25 protein-coding genes are annotated in these 24,910 nt (G+C 38.0%); 21 read left to right on the forward strand and 4 right to left on the reverse strand.

Features of this window, described 5'->3' with window-relative positions:
• The first annotated feature begins 236 nt into the window (after positions 1–236).
• The 11 genes from licT to OS138_RS00125 all read left to right on the forward strand — a co-directional run bounded on the left by licT (position 237) and on the right by OS138_RS00125 (position 12,980).
• Positions 237–1,088, forward strand: coding sequence for a BglG family transcription antiterminator LicT (gene licT / locus OS138_RS00075; protein ID WP_002291144.1), 852 nt, complete (start codon positions 237–239; stop codon positions 1,086–1,088).
• Between the two features lie 120 nt (positions 1,089–1,208).
• On the forward strand, positions 1,209–3,074 hold the full coding sequence (locus OS138_RS00080; RefSeq protein WP_002333802.1) for a beta-glucoside-specific PTS transporter subunit IIABC: 1,866 nt from the start codon (positions 1,209–1,211) through the stop codon (positions 3,072–3,074).
• A gap of 13 nt (positions 3,075–3,087) precedes the next feature.
• Positions 3,088–4,530, forward strand: coding sequence for a glycoside hydrolase family 1 protein (locus tag OS138_RS00085; protein ID WP_002291139.1), 1,443 nt, complete (start codon positions 3,088–3,090; stop codon positions 4,528–4,530).
• A 107-nt stretch (positions 4,531–4,637) separates the two neighbouring features.
• Positions 4,638–5,339, forward strand: a complete 702-nt coding sequence (locus OS138_RS00090; protein WP_002291138.1) for a GntR family transcriptional regulator — start codon at positions 4,638–4,640, stop codon at positions 5,337–5,339.
• 296 nt (positions 5,340–5,635) lie between these two features.
• Positions 5,636–6,976, forward strand: a complete 1,341-nt coding sequence (locus tag OS138_RS00095; RefSeq protein ID WP_002323610.1) for a PTS sugar transporter subunit IIC — start codon at positions 5,636–5,638, stop codon at positions 6,974–6,976.
• A gap of 25 nt (positions 6,977–7,001) precedes the next feature.
• Complete coding sequence (locus tag OS138_RS00100; protein WP_002291136.1) at positions 7,002–8,090, forward strand: DUF871 domain-containing protein; 1,089 nt, start codon at positions 7,002–7,004, stop codon at positions 8,088–8,090.
• 8 nt (positions 8,091–8,098) lie between these two features.
• On the forward strand, positions 8,099–9,211 hold the full coding sequence (locus OS138_RS00105; RefSeq protein ID WP_002291135.1) for an amidohydrolase/deacetylase family metallohydrolase: 1,113 nt from the start codon (positions 8,099–8,101) through the stop codon (positions 9,209–9,211).
• Positions 9,195–10,292 carry a DgaE family pyridoxal phosphate-dependent ammonia lyase gene (locus OS138_RS00110; protein WP_002323612.1) on the forward strand — a complete coding sequence of 366 codons (1,098 nt, stop codon included), beginning with the start codon at positions 9,195–9,197 and terminating at the stop codon, positions 10,290–10,292. The genes OS138_RS00105 and OS138_RS00110 overlap by 17 nt, the downstream gene beginning before the upstream one ends.
• Positions 10,293–10,305: 13 nt before the next feature.
• Complete coding sequence (gene dagF, locus OS138_RS00115) at positions 10,306–11,046, forward strand: 2-dehydro-3-deoxy-phosphogluconate aldolase (protein ID WP_002323613.1); 741 nt, start codon at positions 10,306–10,308, stop codon at positions 11,044–11,046.
• 10 nt (positions 11,047–11,056) lie between these two features.
• A complete protein-coding gene (locus OS138_RS00120; protein ID WP_002291132.1) occupies positions 11,057–12,070 on the forward strand; it encodes a sugar kinase in 1,014 nt (337 codons plus the stop codon).
• Between the two features lie 586 nt (positions 12,071–12,656).
• Positions 12,657–12,980, forward strand: a complete 324-nt coding sequence (locus OS138_RS00125) for a hypothetical protein (protein WP_002291130.1) — start codon at positions 12,657–12,659, stop codon at positions 12,978–12,980.
• Positions 12,981–13,431: 451 nt separating this feature from the next.
• On the opposite strand, the gene OS138_RS00130 is transcribed toward OS138_RS00125, so the two are convergent.
• Positions 13,432–13,914, reverse strand: a complete 483-nt coding sequence (locus tag OS138_RS00130; protein ID WP_002323377.1) for a hypothetical protein — start codon at positions 13,912–13,914, stop codon at positions 13,432–13,434.
• Positions 13,915–14,066: 152 nt separating this feature from the next.
• On the reverse strand, positions 14,067–14,420 hold the full coding sequence (locus tag OS138_RS00135; protein ID WP_002323376.1) for a hypothetical protein: 354 nt from the start codon (positions 14,418–14,420) through the stop codon (positions 14,067–14,069).
• 1,077 nt (positions 14,421–15,497) lie between these two features.
• Here OS138_RS00135 and OS138_RS00140 point away from each other — a divergent pair.
• From OS138_RS00140 to OS138_RS00160, 5 genes are all read left to right on the forward strand, one after another.
• On the forward strand, positions 15,498–15,719 hold the full coding sequence (locus OS138_RS00140; RefSeq protein ID WP_016628078.1) for a CAT RNA binding domain-containing protein: 222 nt from the start codon (positions 15,498–15,500) through the stop codon (positions 15,717–15,719).
• Between the two features lie 94 nt (positions 15,720–15,813).
• Positions 15,814–16,263 (forward strand): PTS sugar transporter subunit IIA, encoded by a 450-nt coding sequence (locus OS138_RS00145; protein WP_002293614.1) that lies wholly within the window; start codon positions 15,814–15,816, stop codon positions 16,261–16,263.
• Positions 16,264–16,278: 15 nt separating this feature from the next.
• Positions 16,279–17,148, forward strand: coding sequence for a ketose-bisphosphate aldolase (locus OS138_RS00150; RefSeq protein ID WP_002323375.1), 870 nt, complete (start codon positions 16,279–16,281; stop codon positions 17,146–17,148).
• 12 nt (positions 17,149–17,160) lie between these two features.
• Positions 17,161–17,487: a PTS fructose transporter subunit IIB gene (locus OS138_RS00155; protein WP_002293612.1), complete on the forward strand. Its 327-nt coding sequence runs from the start codon at positions 17,161–17,163 to the stop codon at positions 17,485–17,487.
• 1 nt (position 17,488) lies between these two features.
• Positions 17,489–18,586: a PTS fructose transporter subunit IIC gene (locus OS138_RS00160; protein ID WP_002323374.1), complete on the forward strand. Its 1,098-nt coding sequence runs from the start codon at positions 17,489–17,491 to the stop codon at positions 18,584–18,586.
• Between the two features lie 397 nt (positions 18,587–18,983).
• Here OS138_RS00160 and OS138_RS00165 read toward each other — a convergent pair whose 3' ends face one another.
• Positions 18,984–19,193: a phenylalanyl-tRNA synthetase subunit beta gene (locus tag OS138_RS00165; protein WP_002296192.1), complete on the reverse strand. Its 210-nt coding sequence runs from the start codon at positions 19,191–19,193 to the stop codon at positions 18,984–18,986.
• A 240-nt stretch (positions 19,194–19,433) separates the two neighbouring features.
• On the opposite strand from OS138_RS00165, the gene OS138_RS00170 reads away from it, so the two are divergent.
• From OS138_RS00170 to OS138_RS00180, 3 genes are read left to right on the forward strand one after another with little or no spacing between them, the layout of a single operon-like run.
• Positions 19,434–20,009 carry a TIGR00730 family Rossman fold protein gene (locus OS138_RS00170; protein ID WP_002293608.1) on the forward strand — a complete coding sequence of 192 codons (576 nt, stop codon included), beginning with the start codon at positions 19,434–19,436 and terminating at the stop codon, positions 20,007–20,009.
• On the forward strand, positions 20,009–20,449 hold the full coding sequence (locus OS138_RS00175; RefSeq protein ID WP_002293607.1) for a nucleoside 2-deoxyribosyltransferase: 441 nt from the start codon (positions 20,009–20,011) through the stop codon (positions 20,447–20,449). Before OS138_RS00170 ends, OS138_RS00175 begins: the two co-directional genes overlap by 1 nt.
• 15 nt (positions 20,450–20,464) lie before the next feature.
• Complete coding sequence (locus tag OS138_RS00180) at positions 20,465–21,166, forward strand: deoxynucleoside kinase (protein ID WP_002293604.1); 702 nt, start codon at positions 20,465–20,467, stop codon at positions 21,164–21,166.
• 487 nt (positions 21,167–21,653) lie between these two features.
• On the opposite strand, the gene OS138_RS00185 is transcribed toward OS138_RS00180, so the two are convergent.
• Positions 21,654–22,079, reverse strand: coding sequence for a hypothetical protein (locus tag OS138_RS00185; protein ID WP_002293601.1), 426 nt, complete (start codon positions 22,077–22,079; stop codon positions 21,654–21,656).
• 373 nt (positions 22,080–22,452) lie between these two features.
• Here OS138_RS00185 and OS138_RS00190 point away from each other — a divergent pair, with 373 nt between their 5' ends.
• Complete coding sequence (locus tag OS138_RS00190; protein WP_002293600.1) at positions 22,453–23,424, forward strand: LacI family DNA-binding transcriptional regulator; 972 nt, start codon at positions 22,453–22,455, stop codon at positions 23,422–23,424.
• 31 nt (positions 23,425–23,455) lie between these two features.
• Positions 23,456–24,853 carry a glycoside hydrolase family 1 protein gene (locus OS138_RS00195; RefSeq protein WP_002293599.1) on the forward strand — a complete coding sequence of 466 codons (1,398 nt, stop codon included), beginning with the start codon at positions 23,456–23,458 and terminating at the stop codon, positions 24,851–24,853.
• Positions 24,854–24,910 lie beyond the last annotated feature (57 nt).

Here is a 24,910-nt window from a genome sequence, read left to right on the forward strand (position 1 = left end):
TGAAAAAAAGAGGAACGCAAAGAGGTGCATCTCTGATTTGGTTGTTCTCTAGATAGACTTGTGTTCCAGTTTTTTTATTTTTTATATGAAAAGGCTTGCATAAATAAAAATTCGATGGTATGATGATTTTGAATAAGAAATGGATTGTTACTGTACGGCAGGCAAAACCAGAATTCAGCTAAGAAACAGTAGGCGAATTCTAGGTTTTTTTATTTTTCTTGAGAGGGCGAAGCAAAATGAAAATTGATAAAATTTTGAATAACAACGTCGTCATTTCGAAAAATGGATTCGGGGAAGAAGTCGTTTGTATGGGAAAAGGACTAGCCTTTCAAAAAAAGATTGGGGACGAGATTTCGCCAGAAGCTGTCCAAAAAGAATTTGTTTTAAGAGATTCTTTTGCTAAAAACCAATTCCAGCAGCTGATGGCTGATATTCCGGCAGAGGAGATCGAATGGGTCAAGCAAGTAGTCGAACTGGCTGAAGATAAACTAAAAGTTGAATTTTCGCCTAATATTTATCTGACATTGACCGATCATCTTCATTATGCGATCACACGAGCAAAAGAAAATATTCAACTGCCTAATCCATTATTATTTGAAACAAAAAAATTTTATCCGAAAGAATATCAAGCAGCGAAAGAGGCTCTTTTGTTCGTGAAACAAAAGACGGGTGTGGAACTTTCTGAGGATGAAGCCGGTTTTATTGCCTTTCATTTTGTGAATAGCCAACAAGGAAACGAAGACATGCAAGTGACGATGACCGCTACCACAATGGTAAGAGATATACTGAGTATCATCAGTAAATTCTTCGGCATCGTGTTCGATGAAGAATCTTTGAATTATCAGCGTATCATTACTCATCTGCAGTTTTTTGCCCAGCGTTATCTCAAAGGGGAAGGATCTGACGAACAAGATGAATTTCTCTACGCATTAGTTCAAGGAAAGTATCCAAAAGCGTTTCACTGTGTCGAACGGATCAATGAGTATCTTCGACAAACGCAAAAACAGGAAATGGGGATCGCAGAGCAGATTTATTTAACGATTCATATTCAAAGAGTAGTAAGTGAGAAAAAAAGCATCCAATCATAAGGATTGTTACTGTATGGCAGGCAAAACCTGGATTGAAAAAATAGGTTCACGAATGTTTGTGACTGTTTTTTTCAATCTGGGTTTTTATTTTTTAAATAAAAAAGAAAGAAGGAAAAAACAATGGATAATCAAGCAGTTGGTCGTCGTGTATGGGAAGCGGTAGGAGGACAAAAGAATGTCAAAAGTTTAGTACATTGTGCTACGCGGTTGCGATTCAGATTAAAAGATGAATCTTTAGCAGATACGCAAAAGTTAAAAGAAGACCCGGACGTGATCCAAGTCGTCCAAAGTGGCGGTCAGTATCAAGTAGTGATTGGCAGTAATGTAGCAGATGTTTATCAATCGATCGTGGATGAGGAAGGTCTTGCAGTTTCGGAGGATGGAAAAGAAGAGTCCAAAAATATTTTGAATCGTCTAATTGATATCATTTCTAGTATATTTACACCTTTTCTAGGGGCGATGGCAGCCGCCGGGGTATTGAAAGGATTCTTGTCATTGGCAACGGTGATGGGCTGGCTGACAGCTGATAGCGGTACTTATCAAATATTGTTTGCTGCAGCAGATGGTGTCTTTACCTTCTTACCTGTCATGCTTGCTTTTACAGCAGCTAAAAAGTTCAAAGCCAACCAGTTTTTAGCAGTAGCAATTGCTATGGCACTTGTGTACCCAGCTATCACAGCAGTTGCTGGTGCGGGAGAAGCTATCAGTTTCTTTGGGATCCCAGTGATTCTTTCACCATCTGGTTATACTTCTTCTGTCATACCAATCATTCTAGCGGTATGGGTTCAAAGTAAATTAGAGCCATTCGTAAAAAAAGTGATTCCGCAATTTCTGCAAATGATTTTAGTTCCGCTTGTCGTTTTAGTAGTGATGGTTCCATTAACATTTCTTGCTTTAGGACCAATCGGGACGGTTGCCGGTAATGCTTTAGGCGGTCTCTTCAACTCGATTTATGGATTTAGTCCAATCGTAGCAGGTCTAATCATGGGAAGTTTATGGCAAGTATTCGTGATGTTCGGCATGCATTGGGGATTCGTACCAATCATGTTCTTGAATATCGAACAATATGGGTTTGATGTATTGATGCCAATGCTTCTTCCAGCCATCTTGGCACAAGGTGGGGCTGCTTTAGCTGTAGCATTGCGAACAAAAGATACGAAACTTCGAGCATTAGGGATTTCTTCTACAGTGACTTCGTTATTTGGAATCACTGAACCAACTGTGTATGGTGTGACATTACCTTTGAAGAAACCATTCATTGCCGCTTGTATTTCTGGAGGTATTGGTGGAGCTATTATCGGATTTTCCGGAGTAAAAGCTTTCTCCAGCAGTTTGGTCAGCTTATTGACAATTCCGACTTTCATTAGTACGGTGGATGGTGTAGAGTCAAATGTGACAGTAGCAGTAATAGCTACAGGAATTGCTTTTGTTCTTGCATTCGTAGGTACATTGATTTTAGGATTTGACGAACAAACACAAGACAATCAATTAGAAAACAAACATGCGAATGCAGGAGAACCGATTACTTCAGCACGGCATACCTTAAAAAGTCCTTTAACGGGTAAAGTACTGCCATTGAGTGAAGTACCAGACCAAGTTTTTTCTTCTGGCGTGATGGGAAAAGGTATCGCTATTGATCCAGAATTAGGAGAACTAGTTGCACCTGCAGACGGAGAGATAACGACTATTTTCCCAACTGGACATGCTGTAGGGATCACAACGACTGACGGAGCGGAGATTTTGATTCATATCGGGATGGATACAGTAGAATTAAATGGGAATGGCTTTGAGATCTTAGTCAAACAAGGGGATCTCGTCAAAGCAGGAGATTTATTGATTCGTTTTGACATCGAAGCAATTAGAGCAGCTGGCTATAGCGTAATCACTCCAGTTGTCATTACGAATACTGATGCATTTGCCGATATACTTGAATTAGACCAAAAAGAGATTATTGCAAACGAAGATGTTCTAGCAATTGTAAAATAAGGAGGAAATCAGGATGCAATCACGCTTTTCAGAAAAATTTTTATGGGGTGGCGCAACCGCTGCCAATCAATTAGAAGGAGCTTATGATCGAGACGGAAAAGGGTTATCCGTTGCAGATGCTATGCCTGGAGGTAAGCAGCGCTTTGCGATTATCGGCAGTGAAGAATTTGACTGGACGATTGATCAAGAAAAATATATTTACCCGAATCATCGCGGAATCGATCATTACGATCGTTTCAAAGAAGATCTTGCCTTGTTTGCGGAAATGGGATTCAAATGTTATCGTTTTTCGATTGCCTGGACACGGATTTTTCCAAATGGAGACGAAGGTACTCCTAACGAAGCGGGATTAGAATTTTATGATCAGCTGATTGATGAGTGCTTAAAATATGATATTGAACCTGTGATCACGATTTCTCATTACGAAATGCCTCTTCATTTGGCAAAAGAATACGGTGGCTGGAAAAATCGAAAACTGATCGACTTCTATGAACGATTTGCTCAGACAGTATTAGAGAGATACAGCAGTAAAGTCAAATATTGGATGACTTTCAATGAAATCAATTCGGCCTTTCACTTTCCAGCTTTAAGTCAAGGATTAGTAAAAAGCAATGGAGCAGGAGAGTACCAAAATATTTTCCAAGCATGGCATAATCAATTCGTTGCAAGTAGCAAAGCCGTAAAAATCGGCCACGAATTGCGTTCGGATATCCAAATCGGCTGCATGATTATCTATGCAACAACTTACAGCATCGATGCCAATCCAGTCAATCAGGCAGCAACAATGATCCAAAACCAAGAATTCAATTTTTTCTGCACGGATGTCCAAGTACGTGGAGAATACCCTGCATACACAGCGCGTACCCATAAAAAATATGGAGTCGATCCGGAAAAATTAGAGCAAACGGAAGAAGACTTCCAGTTGCTAAAAGAATATCCAGTGGACTACATCGGATTTAGTTATTATATGTCTACGGCAATCAATGAGACTGATCCTCAAGCAGCAACTTCAGAAGGGAACTTGCTGGGAGGAGTAAAAAATCCGTTTCTTGAGGCAAGTGAATGGGGCTGGCAGATCGATCCAGAAGGGCTGAGAATCGCATTGAATGAATTATACAATCGTTACCAGAAACCATTATTCATTGTTGAAAACGGTCTTGGAGCCATTGATCATATGGAAGAGGATGGCACGATTATTGATGATTATCGGATCGATTATTTACGTCGTCATATCGAAGCGATGGCTAATGCAGTAGCAGACGGTGTAGATTTGATGGGCTATACGCCTTGGGGATGTATCGATCTTGTCAGTGCATCAACAGGAGAAATGAGTAAACGTTACGGCTTTATCTATGTGGATCTAGACGATGAAGGAAATGGGACACTGAATCGATCAAAGAAAAAATCTTTTGATTGGTATAAAGAAGTAATTGCCTCAAATGGCGTAAACTTGTAATTAAAGCAGCTGAATGAAAAAGAACACACTTCTCACATGTGATTTGTGTTCTTTTTTTATTTTTTATGTGCTATTCTTTTAGTAATAGTAAAGCAAAGGGTGACGTTATGAAAAGGACACGTGTACTATACTTGGAAGTCGCAGATAAAATTAAAGAAGATATTTTCTCAGGAAAATATCCAGTCGGTTCGATGTTGCCGACAGAAAGTGAATTAGAAGAACTGTTTCAAGTCAGCAAAATCACTGTCCGAAAGGCAATCGAACTGCTGGCATCAGATGAATATGTCGAAAAGAAAAGTGGTCGTGGGACGACGGTTCTAAGCAATCGTCCTTACAATCGATTATCCAAAGCGGCAAGCTTTACGCAAATCTTGGAGAACTCCCGATATGAAGTCCGGAAAGAAACGCTGGATTTGCAATTGGTCAATATAAAGAAGGAAGATCCTTTGTTTTCCTTTTTCGGTGAGCAAGCTGTTTGTTTTAAGCGCTTATATTATTTGAACAATCAGCCTTATATTTATTTTGTCCATTATCTTCCACAAGAAATGATGCAATTCAGCAGAGAAGAATTTGGCAAAGAATCTTTGTATCGTTTGCTGACGAAAAAAGGATATACTATTGACTCATTTTCTGATGATTTCTCTGCAGTATTTTTAACAGAAGAAGAACAAGGAATTCTGAAAACAAACGCACAGATCGGCATCAAACGGATACGGAAATCGTCTACGCAAATTGGGGAAATGATTGAATATTCGGAGGCGGTCTACCATACGGATCTGCATCCTTACCATATTGATTATGAAACATAAATAAAAAAAGAGGTTGTGAAAAAGCTGCCCTGCATCAAGTACTAAGAACAACCAAACAAAAATAGCTTCTCATATTTTTCGTTTGGTTAGGCTTATTACCGCAGATACACGGCTGTTTCTGGATTACCACTTATTCTGGATAAGGGAGTGTGGCACGACTTTTGTCATATCTCCTTTTCTTTCTAAAAAGAAAACAGCAAAAGAAGGAGAGATTGTTAGAAAAGCGTTTACAATTAACAGAGAAGTGTGTTACTATTCACTTGTAAACATTATAATGTTATAAAAGGAGAAAGAAGATGGATAAATTTATAGGAATTATCGAACAAAAAATCATGCCCGTAGCCAATCGTATTGGTACTCAGCGACATATGACTGCCATTAGAAAAGGAATCATTGCCACTATGCCACTGACAATCGTAGGATCATTTTTTACAATTTTACTGAACATCCCAATTGAATCAGTTGCAGCAGTCATTGAGCCATACCGTGAGATATTAGATATTCCTTTTCGCTATACTGTTGGTATCCTTGCTCTTTATGCGACATTTGGGATAGCTTCTTCTTTGGCGAAAAGCTATCGACTCGATTCCCTAACAGCAGGTATCTTGGCATTAATGTCTTTTCTGATCGTAGCAGCTCCTCCTACACGTATTTTAGAAGATATGGGGGAAGTCACAGCCGGACGTTACATTAACATTGCTAATCTAGGATCGGGCTCATTATTTGGAGCTATCGTGACAGCAATTATTTCAGTAGAAATTTACCGGTTTTTTATTGAGAAAAAAATAACCATCAGAATGCCAGATGGTGTACCGCCGGAAGTAACAAATTCTTTTGTGGCATTGATACCAGGAGCAGTTATCTTGATTTTCTTTTGGATCATCCGCCATATGCTTGGGTTCGATTTAAATGGATTCTTGAGTCAACTACTTATGCCTTTAAAAGGTGTATTAGCGGGTAACAGCTTGTTTGGCGGTCTTTTGACTGTCTTCCTGATTTGTTTCTTCTGGGTATTAGGAATCCATGGCCCAGCGATTATGGGTCCGGTTATTCGTCCGTTTTGGGATATTTCGATTGCTGAAAATATTGATGCGTTTAATGCAGGGACAAGTGCTAACGCCATGCCGAATATTTTCACTGAACAATTTCTACAATGGTTCGTTTGGATTGGCGGAGCAGGAACCACTCTTGCGTTAGTCGTCTTATTCATGTTTTCTAAATCCAAGTATTTAAAAAGCTTAGGACGTTTGTCCATTCTGCCGGGATTGTTCAATATTAATGAACCAATGATTTTTGGTGCACCAGTAGTGATGAACCCAGTTTTAGGAATTCCATTTATTCTTGCACCTCTTGTGACGACGACTCTGTCTTATATTCTCACTGTCAGTGGTGTCGTGCCAATGATGGTTGCGCGTCTGCCATTTGCGATGCCTGCGCCGATTGCTGCTTGGATGAGCACGAACTGGAGTATTGCAGCAGGATTATTGGTTATTGGTAATTTCTTGATTACTTTGGCTATTTATTATCCATTCTTCAAAGTGTTTGAAAAACAGCAATTAGCCAGAGAAGCAGAGGAGCAAGCGAAAGAGCAAGCAGATCTCACTCTGACAGATGGCGTCACCGAAGAACGACTATAATTGAAAAGAAAGAAGAGAACAAATCATGAAACGTTCATTAGGCATTTCCCTTTACCCAGACCACAGTGATCCTCAAAAAGATCGTGAGTATATCGAAACAGCCCATCAATACGGATTCAGCAGGATTTTTATGAGTATGCTTGAAATCTCGGAAGATCCGGAAGTTGTTCAGAAAAAATTCCAGCAATTGATCTTTTTTGCAAAAGAGAGAGGATTTGAAACGATATTAGATGTTTCGCCCGCTATTTTTGAACAACTGAATATTTCTTATGACGATTTAGGATTCTTCCATAAATTAGGAGCAGATGGTATTCGTTTAGACTTAGGATTTGATGGAAAAAAAGAAGCACTTTTGACTTTTAATCCTTATCAATTGGCCATCGAGTTGAATATGAGTAACGATGTCGCTTATCTAGAAAATATCTTGACACATCAGGCGAATACATCTTTTCTATATGGCTGTCACAATTTTTATCCGCAAGAAGGAACCGGTTTACCGTATCATTTTTTCCAATCTAGTAGTGAACGATTCAAAAAAAACGGTATTCGAACGGCAGCCTTCATTACCTCACAATCAGGTAGAATCGGACCATGGGATATCAATGATGGACTGCCTACTTTAGAAATGCATCGCCATTTCTCTGTAGAAACAGCAGCTAAGCATTTGTTTGCCACAAATCTAATTGATGATATAATTATTGGAAACGCATACGCAAGTGAAGAAGAATTGAAGTCATTAGGGCATTTGGATCGTTACCAGACTGTTTTTAGGGTCGAGTTTGTTGCAAATATAAATGAGGTGGAACGGCAAATCGTATTGGAAGAGCAGCATGTTCGTCGAGGGGACATCACAGATCAAGTGATACGATCAACGGAAGTTCGAAAAAAATATCAAAAATATGAAAACAAAGCACATGATACCGAGTTTGAATTTGTCGTAGGAGATGTTGTCGTTGGAAATGACCGTTTTGGCAAATATAAAAACGAGCTGCAAATCGTTTTAGAGCCCCACAGTGATCCGCGAAAGAATAAAGTAGGGCATATTATTCAAGAAGAATTGATCTTGCTGCCATTCATTCATCCATGGTCTAAATTCAAATTTATAGAAAAGTAGGAATGATTATGTATGATTTAGTCATTAAAAATGCAAGAAAGTTTAACGGGATGACCTTCGATATCGGGATAACCAAAGGAAAGATCTGCGAAATTGCACCTCTCATCACAAAAAAAGCTCGTCAGAAAATCAGCTTGACCCCTCAGCAATATTTGTCGGCTGGTTGGATCGACGATCATGTTCATTGTTTTGAAGAAATGACCCTGTATTATGATTATCCAGATCAAATCGGCGTGAATAAAGGTGTGACAACAGTCATCGATGCGGGGACGACTGGGGCAGAAAACATTGCTGATTTTTATGAACATGCTAAACAGGCAAAAACAAATGTCTATGCGCTTTTGAATATCTCAAAATGGGGAATCATTGCACAAGATGAACTAGCAGACCTAAACAAGATCCAAGCTGATATGGTAAAGCAAAAAATCGAGGAACTGCCGGATTTCATTATTGGTCTCAAAGCACGGATGAGCAAGAGCGTAGTGGGTCAAAACGGCATCACTCCGCTACAGCTAGCAAAAAGGATACAAAAAGAAAACCATCAGCTTCCTTTGATGGTTCATATCGGTTCTGCTCCGCCAAATTTGTTGGATATTTTAGCTTTACTGGAATCAGGAGATATTATGACTCATTGTTTCAATGGAAAAACAAACGGGATCTTGGAACAGAAAACGAAAAAAATCAAACAAATAGCTGTAGAAGCAAAAAATCGAGGAATCATCTTCGATATTGGACACGGGACGGATAGTTTTAATTTCCAAGTTGCAGAAACCGCCTATCACCAAGGGATAAAAGCAGATACGATCAGCACAGACATCTATATTCGTAATCGTAAAAACGGTCCAGTCTACGATTTGGCCACAACAATGGAAAAATTGCGGCTTGTCGGATATACGTGGGAAGAAATCATCGAAAAGGTGACGGAAGTTCCAGCACAGAATTTTCACTTGAAGACGAAGGGACAAATCAAAGAAGGCTTTGACGCTGATTTTACTGTTTTTGAATTGATCAATCAACCTAAGGAACTAATCGATTCCAATGGAGAGAAAAGACAGTCAAATCAGCAAATTAAACCAGTACAAACGATTATCGGAGGAAAAAGTTATGCATGCGAATCATGAGAAATTTCAGCTGAAAAAAGTAATCAATGCTTCAGGAAGAATGACGATTCTAGGAGTCTCGACCCTCTCAGAGACAGTTCTTGACGCGCAACGTTTTGGTGGCCAGCATTTTTTTGAGATGGAAGAATTAAGCATTCAAACAGGAAAATATTTAGCCGATTTGTTAGAAGTAGAAGATGTCCAGATCGTTTCATCCGCATCTGCAGGAATCGCTCAATCGGTAGCTGCTGTTATAGGTAAAGGAGAACTGTATCCCCTTTATCATCCTTATGCAGAATCCATCAAAAAACGACAAATCATTTTGCCAAAAGGACACAATGTAGATTACGGCACGGCTGTGGAAATCATGGTACAGCAAGGAGGCGGTCAGGTAGTCGAAGCAGGTTACGCTAATATGTGTACGCCGGAACAGATCGAAATGATGATCACAGAAGAAACAGCAGGGATTCTCTATATAAAAAGCCATCACACGGTACAAAAAAGTATGCTTGACGTGTCAGAGGCAGCACAGATTGCCAAAAAGCACCAGCTTCCGTTAATCGTTGATGCTGCGGCAGAAGAAGATCTGAAAAAATATGTGCAGTTGGGCGCTGATCTAGTTATTTATTCAGGGGCAAAAGCGATCGAAGGACCAAGCGCCGGAATGGTGATTGGAAAAAAAACTTATGTTTCATGGGTTCGGATGCAATCAAAAGGAATCGGACGTTCTATGAAAATCGGAAAGGAAAATATCCTCGGTTTTGTCCAAGCAGTGGAAGACTATTTGAATAAAGGCAGTGAGTCTGGCCTTGCAATGAAAGAAAGACTACAACCGTTCATCGAACAACTCAATCAGATCGATCGTTTGGAAGCTAAAATCGTTCAAGATAGCGCAGGTCGAGAAATCTATCGAGCAAGTGTGAAAGTTTCAGGAGATCAATCAGCTAAACAAGTGATTAAAGCATTGAAAGAAAAAAATCCTGCCATCTATACAAGAGAATACCAGGCAAACAACGGCATCATTGAATTTGATATCCGTTCCGTCAATCAACAGGAGATGGAGAAAATCATCGATCGCTTAAAAGAAATCTTGAAGAACTAGGAGAGAAAAAGGAATGAGATTAAGTCCCAATTATTTAAAAGATAAGATATGTCTAAATGTGTTAGCAAATTCTGTAGAAAACGCAAAAGAATGCTATGAGGCCGCGGAAGGCCATATTGTTTTAGGGGTTCTTTCAAAGAACTTTTCTGACGACGAAACAGCTATTGCAGAAATGAAAAAATACCAGCAAGCAACAAATAATGCCTTATCTATCGGTCTAGGCGCGGGAGACCCAAACCAGAGCCAGATGGTCACTCGTTTAGCCGAAGTATTGCAGCCTCAGCATGTCAATCAAGTCTTTACAGGAGTAGGAGCTTCCCGAGCTGTATTGAAACAGACAGAAACAGTCATCAACGGTTTGGTTTCTCCCACGGGAAAAGAAGGATATGTCAACATCGCAACTGGTCCTTTAAGTTCACAAGGACCTGCAGGAGTCGTGACACTTGAAACAGCTATTCGATTGTTGAAAGATATGGGCGGCAGCTCAATCAAATATTTTCCTATGAAGGGACTTGTTCATATCAAAGAATATAAAGCCTTAGCAGAAGCTTGTGCTGCCAATGATTTTTATTTAGAGCCAACTGGTGGGATCGACCTTGATAATGTGGAAGAAATCGTACGGATCGCAATAGACGCAGGAGTGAAAAAGGTCATCCCTCATGTATATAGTGCAATTATCGACAAGGATACAGGTAATACACGCCCAGAAGAGGTACGCCAACTGTTGCAATTGATGAAAAAAATCGTGGAATAAGGTGAGAAGAATGAAAATTGGTGCATTTGGGGAAGTCATGCTGCGACTCACGCCTCCAGAACATTTGATGCTGGAACAAACCCATACCTTACGCATGGCTTACACAGGGACTGGCGTAAATCTAGTAGGGAACCTTGCCCATTTTGGTGTTGAAAGTTATTTACTGACGGCTCTGCCAGACAATCGTCTAGGAAAAGCAGCACTCACTAATTTGAACGGACTAGGTATCCAAACGAAGTATGTGATCCATCAATATCAACACATCGGGACTTATTTTGCAGAAATGGGGTATGGTGTCCGTCCGACAGAAGTCACTTATCAAAACCGAAAACATAGCTCATTTGGTTTATCTGTAATAGAGGATTATGACTGTGCAGCATTTATTGATGAGATCGATTTGATCCATATCTGCGGGATCAGTTTAAGCTTATCTGATGAGACGGCTGAAACAGCTATCCAGTTAGCAGAACAAGCACATAAAGCAGGGAAAAAAGTTTGTTTTGATTTCAATTATCGTCCTAGTTTGAATCAAGAAGATGGAAAAAAAGAACAGATGAAGAAGCGTTATCATTCAATGTTACCTTATTGCGACATCTTGTTTGGCTCAGTTAGAGATCTGACAGAACTGGTGCAGTGGGAGGAAACAGACAATGTAGAAAACGAACATGATCCTATTTCTTATATCCAGTCCTTTATGAATCACTACGATATCCAGTGGTTTGCTGGGACGAGGCGAGAAAGTGTGGATGGAAGAAAACAGTTAAGTGGTTACTTGATCACACAACAAGAAGCAGAGAAAACAACAGTTTATCCCTTGGATGTACTTGATCGAATCGGGGCAGGAGATGCATTTGCTGCTGGAATCTTACTCGGTTTCTCTGAGAAGTGGTCCTTACAGAAGACCGTTTATTTTGCCTTAGGAAATGCTCGATTAGCTCATTCGATCCAAGGAGATGTTCCGTTAACGACAAGAGTACAAGTCGAGCGTCTGCTGAATGATCCTGAAACAGACTTGATCCGTTAAGTATACCAATCAGACAAGGTGAAAAACTATCTTACATCGAGTATCAAAAAAGCTCATGACGAATTTTGGTCATGGGTTTTTTCTTTTATTTGAGTCTTTGCAAATAAAAAATCATATAACGAAGAGTACAGAAAAAGAGACATGACACATGAGGTCCGTAACCATAAAATTTTACACTAGGTATGCTGGAAGATTCTAAGAAAACACTCGAGAAGGTTTGATACTATCTTACTAAAATAGGAAAAAGTCAAATTTCCCCCTGTTAGATTTTTGATATACACCGATACAGATAACAAACCAACTTATTTGTAAACTTAAACAAAATTCATGGGTAATTAATGTTTGATAGTTACAATGAGGACTATAAAAATTATCGAGGTGGATAAATGGAATGATTTAAAGTATCGTAAGCTTAGAATATACTTATCAACACACATATCTTACGGGGAGATTTAAGTCTGCCATCAAATAAACACAGAGAACTATGATGAAATCATTGAAAGTGTTAAAATTCCCTTTTTGAATAGAAAACCATTTGAAACAATCCATGTAAGATATAAAATTCTTAATTAAAAGAGGAGAAAAAATGAAAAATAAAAAAAAGAAACTCAAAGGAATGAAAGCAAATGATCTTTTAGTAGGTATTTTGGTTGTTATTGTATTCATTATGCTAGTTCTAAGACATACAATATTCAAAAACAGCCAATTTGATTTTCTTCCGCTGATTTCATTTATTGTTGTATTAGGGATTCTTATTGTTAGTTTCATAAACGTAGAACCTACGAAAAAACATGAGGTATTCGTTGAAAAGGGCCTGGGATTTGGGTATACTATCAATCCTAGAAATCTGTTTGGACTGTTTCTCTATATTATTTTGCTAGTAGCAACTATATTGCCTTACTTTATATAAAGTAAGCTTTTAAGTCTCCAAAAATTGTAAATCATTTATTAATAAGAGCATACAAAACTCAACCATGTAGATATATAGCGTATGTAATCTAAAGAAATCAATTTAAAGATAAACGTAAAGTATGACGCTAAGAGGGAACTGTGACAAAAGTCTTGTCGCAGTTCCTTTTTCCGAATAAACGGAGTTCAAAAGCTTGCATCTGCGGTAATAAGCTCAACCAAACGTAAAATATGAGGAACTATTTTTGTTTGGCTGTTCTTATTACTTGATGCAGGGCAGCTTTTTCACAACCTCTGATACACGGTGTTCCAGAAGTAACTTCTTCGAAAAATAAGCCGAAATTTCACAAAAATTTGAAAAGCAATTTTCGTAAATTCCTTCTTATTTCTTGAAGCTACCCACTTCTGTCACAACCTCCATCCATTATGAAAGGAGAACACTGCAAGCAGAACTACGGTCTTCTGTATGATTCAAAGAGATGTCGATTTTCAAAGTTTGAAACATAATCTAAAAAATAAATATCTCTATTATCTAAATGTTCCTGTTCGATTCCTTGTTGGATTCTAAAGTCAATAGCTAATAAACTGCAATTTGTTTCCATGATCCCCAGTGACGCTTCGAATATAATATAAATTGTTCCTTTCTTTAACCTAGGGAGTGTGATTGGATTTTTTGCATATGACTGACAATATATTTTACTTTTTGAGTTGTCTTCTACATAAAATAGGTGAAATTCTATTGTTTTTTCTTTTCGAACATAAATCGAGTTAACAACATTGGTTTTTAACATTTCAAGATGATCTTTATAGATTTTGGAAATAGGGACCTCATTTACATCTACCATTTCTTTTAATGTAGTTAATGGTTTTTTTCTTTTTTTCACGCAGTGTATTTTTTCTTTATATTTTTCAAAAAGAAAATCCGTATCTAACAATATTCCTTTTCAAATAAGTATATGGATCTGGTCAATATAACTTACATAAGGATTGTTAAATAGTAGTTTGGTAATAATCGTTTTTTAGTAACGTAGCAAATATTCCCTAAAAATTAATAGCTGTTTGCTATGGTGGTAATAAACTCAAAGATCTATAACACAGGATCATTCAATTTGTAATGATTATATTTCGAAAAGGCTTCTATCTTATCGAAAATGCTATCTACGTCAGCTGTTGCTAAATCCTGATAAAGGATGGAAAGCCCATTTTTTTTGATCTCATCATTCATATAAGCTTGATCCATTTCATTGTACATAATCAAATCAGCTTGGGGAATATCAGTAGTAATATCGTAGCTAATGATTGAAAGGTCCCATTCGGGTTCAACTTTTATACGTAATTGTTCCTGAAGCTTCTTTGATCTACTCCAGATCATACCGGCTCCGCTACTCTTAAGAATTCCCCCTCTTGTGTTTACCGAATAAATCCATACCAGCTTTTTCATACCTTTCACTCCTTAATACTTTTATTGTGTCTATATAATATAAGTAATGTAGTATATACTTTAATACTCTTGAACTTGATAGTTATCTTCAGTTAGCAGAGAAGATCATTATCTGTTCATTTAACCTAATCATAGACCACTCTTGGAAATAATCAAGTTGTTCGTATACCAGTATACTTTTTCAACATACTGAGTTGAGTACTGACTAGCTATAAATCACTAATTCTATAATTTCATTAACAATAGTAGCTTTAGGGAGCTTAAGACGTATCTCTTGAAGTTTCTTGCGAATAAATTTTTTATAAACTGTGAGGGGAGCTAACAAAATGGCTAAACACACGACACTTTTCCTTGTTTACGGTGTTTGCATAAGATTTGCATAAGAGGAGAAAAATTGTTATGTAGCAAAAAAAGCAGGTCCTTATCAGTAGCGCTTTGACTTAAGGTGTAGCCAAGAATCAGGAAAAGGATTGGCTAAAAAAGTATGATCACCAGAAGTTTTGGATGAATGAAATGCCGTACCTCTCATCTTGAGACTGTTAGAAGAAAGAAAAAAAAGAAGGGGCACTAGAAACAAGTGTATTTCGTGAATGGATCGTAAAAGAATAAGAAATATTGTTTTTACAAAAACCTGACCGAAAAACAGTACACATTTTCGTATTTTTTCGTTTTTTCTTGACTACTGATGGCGCTATCAGTATCATAAATGGCAGATAGACACAGCCAAATAAAAAAAGGCACCTCTGCTTCTAGTGGCAGCTAGAAGCAGAGACCTTGAAAAGTCATCACACGTGACCGTCCAAGTTTGCCATAGTCAATGTAAATACATCAACCTTGTTTATTGTATCGAATCTAAAAGGAGAAATCTACCCTTTAGAGGAGAAATTTCAACAAAATGTATGCGTTTTATTTGCTGAGCAAAAGGTATTGGACGTTTGTGTTCAATACCTTTTTTGTCTGAACATACACCTGAAGATAAAACTGCTCTGTTCGAAGATCTCTTGTGCTTTTAATAGAGCTATAGCCAGCAGAATCGGTCAGTGTAAAAAGATGTTTTTTCGTCAAAGGAACTAGCCTTTGCGTATCTTATTATGGAAGCAGATTTTATTTGGCTGTTTTCTATCGCTGAAAGGAGAGGAGCAACCGATGCAAGTGATCGCTATTTTGAATCACAATGCTATCATTGCGAAATCAGAGGAAGGGGAGTGGGTGTTGATCAAAAAAGGAATAGGCTTTGGACGCAAGATCGGGGATCCAATCAATGAAAGAGATGTGGAAAGTGTCTATCAAAAAATTTAAAAATCGGGGAGTCACTGTTCAACAGGCTTGACCCATTTCGCTTCAGCGGAATGCGTCAAGCCTGTTTTTTTGAAGGGAGGAAATACCGCTGGAATTGACTCAAGTCATTTATGAAGAGTTGCTGATCATTCAGTCAAAAGCACAAACGAAACGCCAAATCTTAAAAGAATTAACAAAACTCATGACAGATAAAGGCGTAATAACTGATACAGAAAGTTTCTTGGATGATGTCTATCAAAGAGAAGCAGAAGGAGCAACAGGAATCGGACAAGGAATTGCTATCCCTCATGGTAAATCACCAAGTGTCCGGCAGACAGTGATCGCAGCTGCTACTTTAGCTGATCCGATTCCATGGGAAACATTAGATGATCGTCCTGTAGAAATCGTGATTTTATTTGCTGTACAAGAAGGTGACAAAAATAAAGGGCATCTTCAGCTTTTGCAAAAGATTGCCGTACTTTTGGCAAGAGAGAGGTTTATCAAAGAACTGAAAAAAGCTGCTTCAATCGAGGAATTATATATATTATTGACACAAAATGACTAGGAGGAATAATGACTTATGTTAGTAACAGGAAAAGAAATACTAGCCGTAGCGAAAGAGAGAAGCTTTACCGTTCCTGCCTTTAATGCAGGTTCTGGGCAATTATTGAACGCAGTGATAGAAGCTTGTGAAGAAGCAGAATCTCCTGTTATGATTGCAATCCATCCAGAAGAACTGAAATTTTTGGCAGACAGTTTCATCGCTCAAGTGAAATATGCAGCTGAGCAGACAGATATTCCCGTATGTATCCATTTAGACCATGGTGATGAATTCAAACAAATTATTCATGCCATCCGCTTAGGTTTTACTTCTGTTATGATCGATGCATCCCATCAATCGTATGAAACAAATGTCATGTTATCTAAAAAAATAGTAGAAGCAGCTCACGCTGTTGGTATTTCTGTAGAGGCCGAACTGGGGACGATCGGAGACACAGGTAATACTGTAGAAGGCGGTGTCAGCGAGATTATTTATACGGATCCGTTAACAGCACAAGCATTCATTGAGGAGACCGGAATCGACAGTTTAGCGATCGCTATTGGAACAGCCCACGGGATCTATCCTAAAGAACTCAAACCCAAGCTTCGCTTCGATATTTTAGAATCGATTCGATCATTGACTACTATTCCTTTAGTCCTTCATGGAGGATCAAGCAACCCAGATGAGGAGATTCGTCAGGCAGTAGAATTAGGAATAAATAAAATCAATATTTCCAGTGATATCAAAATGGCATTCGCAGAAAAACTCCGAGATATCTTGAACTCAGGAGATTTAGAGATACGTGAACCGAATATACTGTTTCCACCTTGTATGGAAGCTGCAAAACAGGTTGCTTTAGATAAAATTTATTTATTCCAATCAGATGGCAAAGCAAAATACTATATGTGAGGGGGCAACAAAATGAAGATCGTAGGAATCGCAGCTTGTACCGCGGGGATTGCACACACGTATATCGCAAAGGAAAAACTGCTTCAAGCAGCAGAGAGCCTTGGACATGAAATCTGGATTGAGACACAAGGTCTTGCTGGAACACAAGAGCCACTAGAGCAAAAGTGCATTGCTGCTGCAGATGTCGTGCTTATTGCAGCAGATATCAAGGTAAACGGAAAAGAGCGTTTTCGTGGAAAAAAAGTAGTCGAAGTACCAACTAGTTTAGTTGTCAAATCTCCGAGAAAGCTGATCGAAAAATTAGAAGAGATGCTGAATGAAAGAATGGAAGGGGAATAAGATGGAGATACTGAAATCAATAGGCTTCAAAAAACATTTAATGACGGCGATCTCTTTCTTTTTACCTATCGTCGTCGCTTCCGGATTCTTGCTAGCTATTGGGAATATGATGGATGGAGTCACTATTGAATCATTCACAGATGGGTTTTCTTTTGCAGATACGATGACAACGATGGGAGGATATGGTTTAGGTTTATTACCAATGATTGTTTCCTGTGCCATTTCTTATTCAATAGCAGATAAGCCTGGTATTGCCCCTGGTTTGATTACTGGGATGACCGCTAGTGGGATTGGAGCGGGATTTTTAGGTGGAATGGTTGGCGGATATTTATCTGGATTAGTTGTTATTGGACTAACGGCAGGAATCAAAGTACCTAAATGGATGGATGGTCTAATGCCGACTCTGGTTTTACCATTTCTCAGTTCTTTCATTGGAGGATTGGTCATGTATTACGTGATAGGGACACCTATTAATTGGATTACAGAGATGGTTACAGGTTATCTAAGTAATTTAGATACTTCTTCGTTATTTTTATATGGTGCAGTAATTGGAGTATTATCATCAATCGATTACGGTGGAGCAATCAACAAAGTAGTATTTGCTTTTGTGTTTGCTTTGTTTTCAGAAGGAATCTATGAACCAATCACTGTATTGATTTTAGCTTCGATGGTAACCCCTTTCGGCTTGTCGATCGCTTATTTCTTAGGGAAAATCATTCGTAAAAATATATTCAATCGTCAAGAAATCGATACATTGAAGACCGCTTTTCCTATGGGGATCTGTCAGATCACAGAGGGATGTTTCCCTATCGTATTGAACGACTTGGCACGCAATGTCATAGCAACGGGAGTCGGTGGGGCAGTAGGTGGCGGATTAAGCATGCTTTGGGGCGCAGATAGCCGTATTCCGGCATCGGGAATGTTTGCAGTCGCTACGATGACCAGACCATGGGCATTCATTGGTGCATTGTTAGCTGGTTCTTTTGTCACAGGAATAACCATTTTATTATTGAAAAAACCAGTAGATCCGAATGCAGAAATCATCCAAGAAGAAAAAGAGGAAGAAGACATATCTTGGGATGATTTGACAATTAGTTAGGAGAGGCAGAATGGATTACAAGAAAAAAGTACAATAGATGTACCTTGAGGCAGGAATGGTATGAAAGAATCAGAGTTAGAAAGAATCGAATATACAGATTTTGGTTTAGGAGCGATCGAAACTGTCCAGAGCATCGGCACCCTCCTTGAAATGACGATGAAGGAAAAATGAGAACCTTTCGTTGTCGAAAAGGTCTGGTATACCTTATGTCGAAGGAAAGGAAACAAAAAAACTTTCCTGTACTATTCCAAAAAGGAAAGAAAGTTATTATACAGTAAAAAAAGAAATTATTCTTCATGCTAGAGATCAGTACACGATCGAGCCCAATATCAAACACTAGTTCCAGGCAGGCGCAACAGGTGCGGTTATCACTGAATTTTCTTCCAGCAGTGACGATTCAAGTGATATTTTTACAAATCCAGCTATTTATCGTTAACAAAAAGATTTTTAGGAGAAGCTGATGAACAAAAATGATCAAATTTTGATCGTTTAGTTCGTCGGCTTTTTTATTTAGAGAAACATCATTTATCAGTGAAACATAACACGAGAACAAAATGATTTTTTCGTTAATAAAAGAAACAAGTATTTGTTGTTTAAAATAATACACGTTATTGGCATATAGGACGAAATCCCAGTATCTTCTATAAGTAAGTCATTTCATATCGATGAAAACACGTTATTTATTTTTGCTTTATCTATAAAATAGCTGAAAAATGATTTTTTCCAAAATACTATATATAGTGGTGTCTATCCTATATACCACTAAAAAACTACAAAATCTAGTCTTTTATTTTAAAAAAACACGTGTAGAATGAAGATAGACTTTTGAGTTAGGGAGTGTTTTTTTATGAAACTTACTGTTTTTTGCGGTTCCCGTTTTGGTAATAAAGAAAGTTACAAATTTATTGCGCAAACGTTAGGAAAATACATGGCACAAGAAGAAATCGAACTGGTTTACGGTGGTTCATACTCCGGGATTATGGGAGTGATTAGTAAAACAGTACTGGAAAATAACGGAAAAGTCACAGGTATCTATCCGAATGGGCTTTTTGAAACTGAATTGCCTGGAAAAGATGTTACTACATTTATTCCTACAGAAACGATCGATGAAAGAAAGGTATTATTATTTGAAAAGGGAGATGCTGTCCTCGTTTTCCCTGGAGGTCTAGGTACATTGGAGGAATTCTCACAACTTCTTTCTTGGATAGCAATCGGTCTGACGCCTGACAAGCCAATCGGAATATTGAATATTGGCGGTTATTACAGCGGCTTGCAACAATTATTAGAAACTTTTGCAAAAGAGGATTTTATGGATAAAAAATGGTTGGATCAAGTAATCTTTTCCAACAATCCATTGGAACTGGTCAATGAATTACGAGCAGTATCTATTAAAAATCAGTTATTATTGAAGGAGGCAAAATAATGAGTCAAATATATTTAGCAGGACCATTTTTTTCAGAGGAGCAAATCGATCGAGTAAGTCGTATCGAAAAAGCGTTGGAGGAAAACAAAACAGTCACAAGTTTCTACTCTCCACGTCATCACCAAGAAAGCAATTATGAACTATTCAGCGCTGGATGGGCGCAGGAAGTATACGAAAAAGATATGGAAGAACTGACAAATGCAGAATTTGTTGTTGCTATCCTTGACTTTGAGCATCAAACAATCGATCCAGGAACGGCTTACGAATTAGGTGTGGCAACTATGTTGAAAAAACCGATGATCATTGTACAAGAAGAGACGGTACCTACAAACTTGATGATTACACAAAGTCTCCATACGTATTTAAAATCAGACCAAGCTGTACGTGAATATGATTTTGAAACATTGCCTGTTGAAACTTACGTAGGCGAGTACTTATAGAAGAGGAAGGGTTGTATGTCAGTGATTTTGATTTCAGGAACGATTGGTGCAGGTAAGAGCAGTTTGACGGATATGCTTGCAAAAGAGATTGATTCTAAACCATTTTATGAAAATGTCGAAGATAACGAAGTATTGCCGCTCTTTTATTCAAATCCTGAGCAGTACGCATTTTTATTGCAAATCTTCTTTTTGAACAAGCGATTTTTAGCAATGAAAAATGCTTTAGTGAACGATGACAATGTGCTAGACCGATCCATCTATGAAGATAGCCTGTTGTTCCATCTAAACGCTGATTTAGGTCGGGTAACGGATATCGAAGTACAGCAGTACGATAGCTTATTAGATACGATGCTAAACGAGTTAGATGATGTTGCTCCAAAAAAACGGCCTGATTTGATGGTCCATATCAAAGTTTCTTTGGACACGATGCTAGAACGTATCAAAAAACGTGGGCGTGATTATGAACAGCTAGAAAGCGATGAAACGTTATATACCTATTACGAAACGTTGAACACCCGCTATAATCAATGGTATGAAGATTTTGATGTATGTCCTAAAATACAAGTGGATGGGGATACATTCGATTTTGTAGAAAATCCAGAAGATGCAAAAAAGGTGATCCGTCAGATCCAAGAAAAATTAGCTGAATTGGAAGGAAAGCCTGCTGGAAAATATTTTACGGATAACCAGCATGCAAAAGGTCAAGAATTAGGCTAAAAATAAAAAACCAAACGACGGGAAAGAAAAATTACTACGTGATGTAGAATAAGCCTTTCTGTCGTTTGGTTATTTTATATTCAAATATTTGAAATAAATAAATCTTTACTCTTTGATTTGTAAACTGAAATGATCCACTGTTTGTTTTACTGATGAAGCTTGATCAAAGGAAGAAGCTGAGTTTGAAGTTCATAAAAATCAGCCATAGTGAGTTTTGCTTGATTTTGTTTATCTTCTTCTACTTTTTACATAATTTTGAACAGGATAAGATTCAAATGTTTTAAATGAATCTTTGACTAGTTTGTGACAGTTGTCGCATATGCTCAAGCTTCCTTGGTCATTAAATTCTGTATGGATATTTTTGTTGTTATTACATGTACAATAATCAGGACTATCGATCATCCATTTCGTCTCCTTTACAATCATCTTGCTTCTTTACTATAGCAGAAAAGAAGGGGAGAAACAAAAGAAGATCCAACAGACGGCACTATAGACTGTAGATGTTGCCATCCTCATCCTTCAAACGGTAATTACCGATTTTTGTAAATATGACTGTTGTTTCTTTTTTATTTTCTTTTCCTGAAATAATATATTCGTCATCTTTGGTAGTGATCTTGATATCTGTCAGCACTGTTTTTTCTTCAGATGATTCAGAAGAATCAGTTCCTTGTGTCTGATACGTGCGTGTCCATTCCATTTTTTTATCTGTAAATGTCAACTGTCCCGCGGATAAATCCATATCTTTACGTACTTTTAGCGTATATACACTGTTAGTGATATCTGCTTTTTCCGCTTTTAAGACAGAAGAATCGGTTGTTTCATCCGAGGATTGGTCAGAGCCGCCAAACAAATTACAGCCAGTCAATGTCAAAAGTCCCGCAGACAAAATAAATAGTACGATTAATTTCTTCAAAATACTTCCCCCATTTGATAGGATAAAGAAATTATACCATTGGAAAGTAAAACTTCAAACGGATGGAAGAGAAAAACGCACAAAACACCCACAAATAGAGTAAATTTTAGAATAAAATTTTAAAAAGGCAAAAAATCCGCCACTTTCAGAGAGCGTTTTAAAAAAGTGTTGCAATCTTTTAAAAAAATGCTATATTAAAAATGAACCGGTTCAAATACTTGTTTAAGTATAATTAATAGTGAGAGGAAGTTGCTCTACTGAAGACTTTAGTTATATGGATATTGATGACAAGCAACACTATGCAAAGAAAGCGGTCATCATAATCGAACAACAAGAAAGAGAAATCAAATGTAACTGGCAGGAGTGAGAATGTATGGCATCGATCCGTGACGTGGCTAAGATGGCTGGTGTTTCAGTGGGAACAGTTTCCCGTTACTTGAATGGTCAGCAACTGAAGGAAAAGAACATGAAAAAAATAGCAGAAGCGATTTCAGCGTTGGACTATAAAGAAAACATCATTGCTAAAGGGTTGAAGAATAATCGAAGCTTCTCTATTGGACTTTTGATAAACGGGATTTCCAGCCGTTTTGGGTCGGAAGTTGTCTCAGGGATCGAAAGAGTAGCTGAAGAAAATGGGTATAGCTTATTATTAAGCGGGTTTGCCGATCAGCCAGAAAAAATTGAACAAAAAATTGAATACCTGATGAAGCATGTGATCGATGGGCTGATTGTCTTCTTATCCGAAGAAGAGTGGTCTGGATTTGAAATGCTCACAAAAATGAGTATTCCAGTTATCGCATTGAATTGTCCAGAAGGGCCAGCAGGTATTGATACAATATTAGTGAATGATCGAGAAAGTGTAGCAAAAGTGATCGCTCATCATGGTGAACAAGGACATAAAAAAATCGGATTTATTGCTGCCACTCAAACAGACTACGTAGCAAGAGAACGTTTAGCAGGAGCCAAAGAAGCGGTACAAAATGATCCATCGATCCAATTAGAGGTCTTTACAGGAGACTATTCTAGAAAAAGTGGCTATTATGGGGCAAAAGAATTATTAGAAAAAGGAGTAACAGCGATTTTTGTCAGCAATTATAATATGTCGATCGGTGCTATCGAATGTTTCAATCAAGAAGGTATCAGAATCGGGAAGGACATTGCGTTTAGTCATTATGATTATTTGGATAAAAACGAATTGAGCATCCTTCCGAAAATCACGATTACACCACCAACAGATAAAATTGGGGAACAAGCCGCAGAACAGCTGTTGAAACGAATCAAAAAAGAAGAGGAAGAAAATGAAAAAGTGATTGTGATGGAAAATATCATACATGGAATCAACTAAAACGAACTAAAAAAGAAAAAGAGGTGCTTTGATGAAAAAATATCAATTTCCAGCAAATTTTTGGTGGGGTTCTGCAGCAAGTGGCCCACAAACAGAAGGAAGGATTTCAGGTGATGGAAAAGGAGAGAACATTTTTGATTATTGGTACAAAAAAGAACCGCAAAAGTTCTTTGACCAAGTAGGACCTGAAAAAACTTCACAAGTTTATACGAAGTATCAAGAGGATGTACAGTTGATGAAACAGACTGGGCATAATTCATTTCGAACATCTATCCAATGGAGCCGTTTGATACCTGATGAATCTGGAACAATCAACGAAGAAGCCGTTCGTTTCTATCATCGTTATTTTGATGAGTTGATTGAAAACGGTATCGAACCCTTTGTGAATCTGTATCATTTCGATATGCCGGTGTATCTGCAAGAAAAAGGCGGATGGTTGAACCGAGAAACGGTTGAAGCCTATGAAAAATATGCCAAAAGTTGTTTTGAATTGTTTGGTTCGAAAGTAAAAAAATGGTTTACTCATAATGAACCAATCGTTCCAGTCGAAGCAGGTTATTTATATCGATGGCATTATCCAGAAGAGTCAGATATGAAAAAAGCGATCCAAGTTGGCTATCATGAAGCGTTGGCTTCAGCGTTAGCCATCAAATCTTACCATGAAATGGAGCAAGGTGGTGTTATTGGTATCATCTTGAATCTGACACCAAGCTATCCAAGAGACGAATCAAACCCTGAAGATGTTAAAGCAGCGCAAATAGCAGATGCGTTCTTCAATCGTTCATTCCTTGATCCAGCTGTAAAAGGCGAGTTTCCAAGTGAATTGATTGAGATAGTAAAAGAACTTGATCTCATGCCTGTGATCCATGCAGAGGATTTGACGGTTATCAAAGAAAATACAGTAGATCTTTTAGGTATCAATTATTACCAGCCACGCCGGGTAAAAGCAAAAGAAACACCAATCGATACTAAAAACGGTCCAATGCCTGAGGATTATTTCGACAATTATGAAATGCCTGGTCGTAAAATGAATCCTTATCGCGGATGGGAGATCTATGAACAAGGAATCTATGATATTTTGATCAATGTACGAGATCATTATGGAAATATCGACTGCTTTATTTCTGAAAACGGTATGGGTGTAGAAAACGAAGCACGATTTATCAAAGAAGATGGCATGATCCACGATGATTATCGGATCGAATTTGTCCAATCTCATCTGAAATATGTCCATCAAGCCATTCAAGAAGGTGCCAATTGTTTAGGCTATCATATGTGGACATGTATGGATAACTGGTCGTGGACCAATGCATATAAGAATCGATATGGCTTTATTTCAGTAGACTTAGCACAAGATGGAAAAAGAACAATCAAAAAATCGGGTCATTGGTTCAAAGACGTATCAGATAAAAACGGATTTGAGGCTTAAGAAAGAATAGTTGAGAGCAAATGCGTGAAATTCTCCATTCTTACCATTTTGTGAAAA

Source organism: Enterococcus sp. E5-37 (assembly GCF_035726925.1).
Lineage (GTDB): Bacteria > Bacillota > Bacilli > Lactobacillales > Enterococcaceae > Enterococcus_B > Enterococcus_B faecium.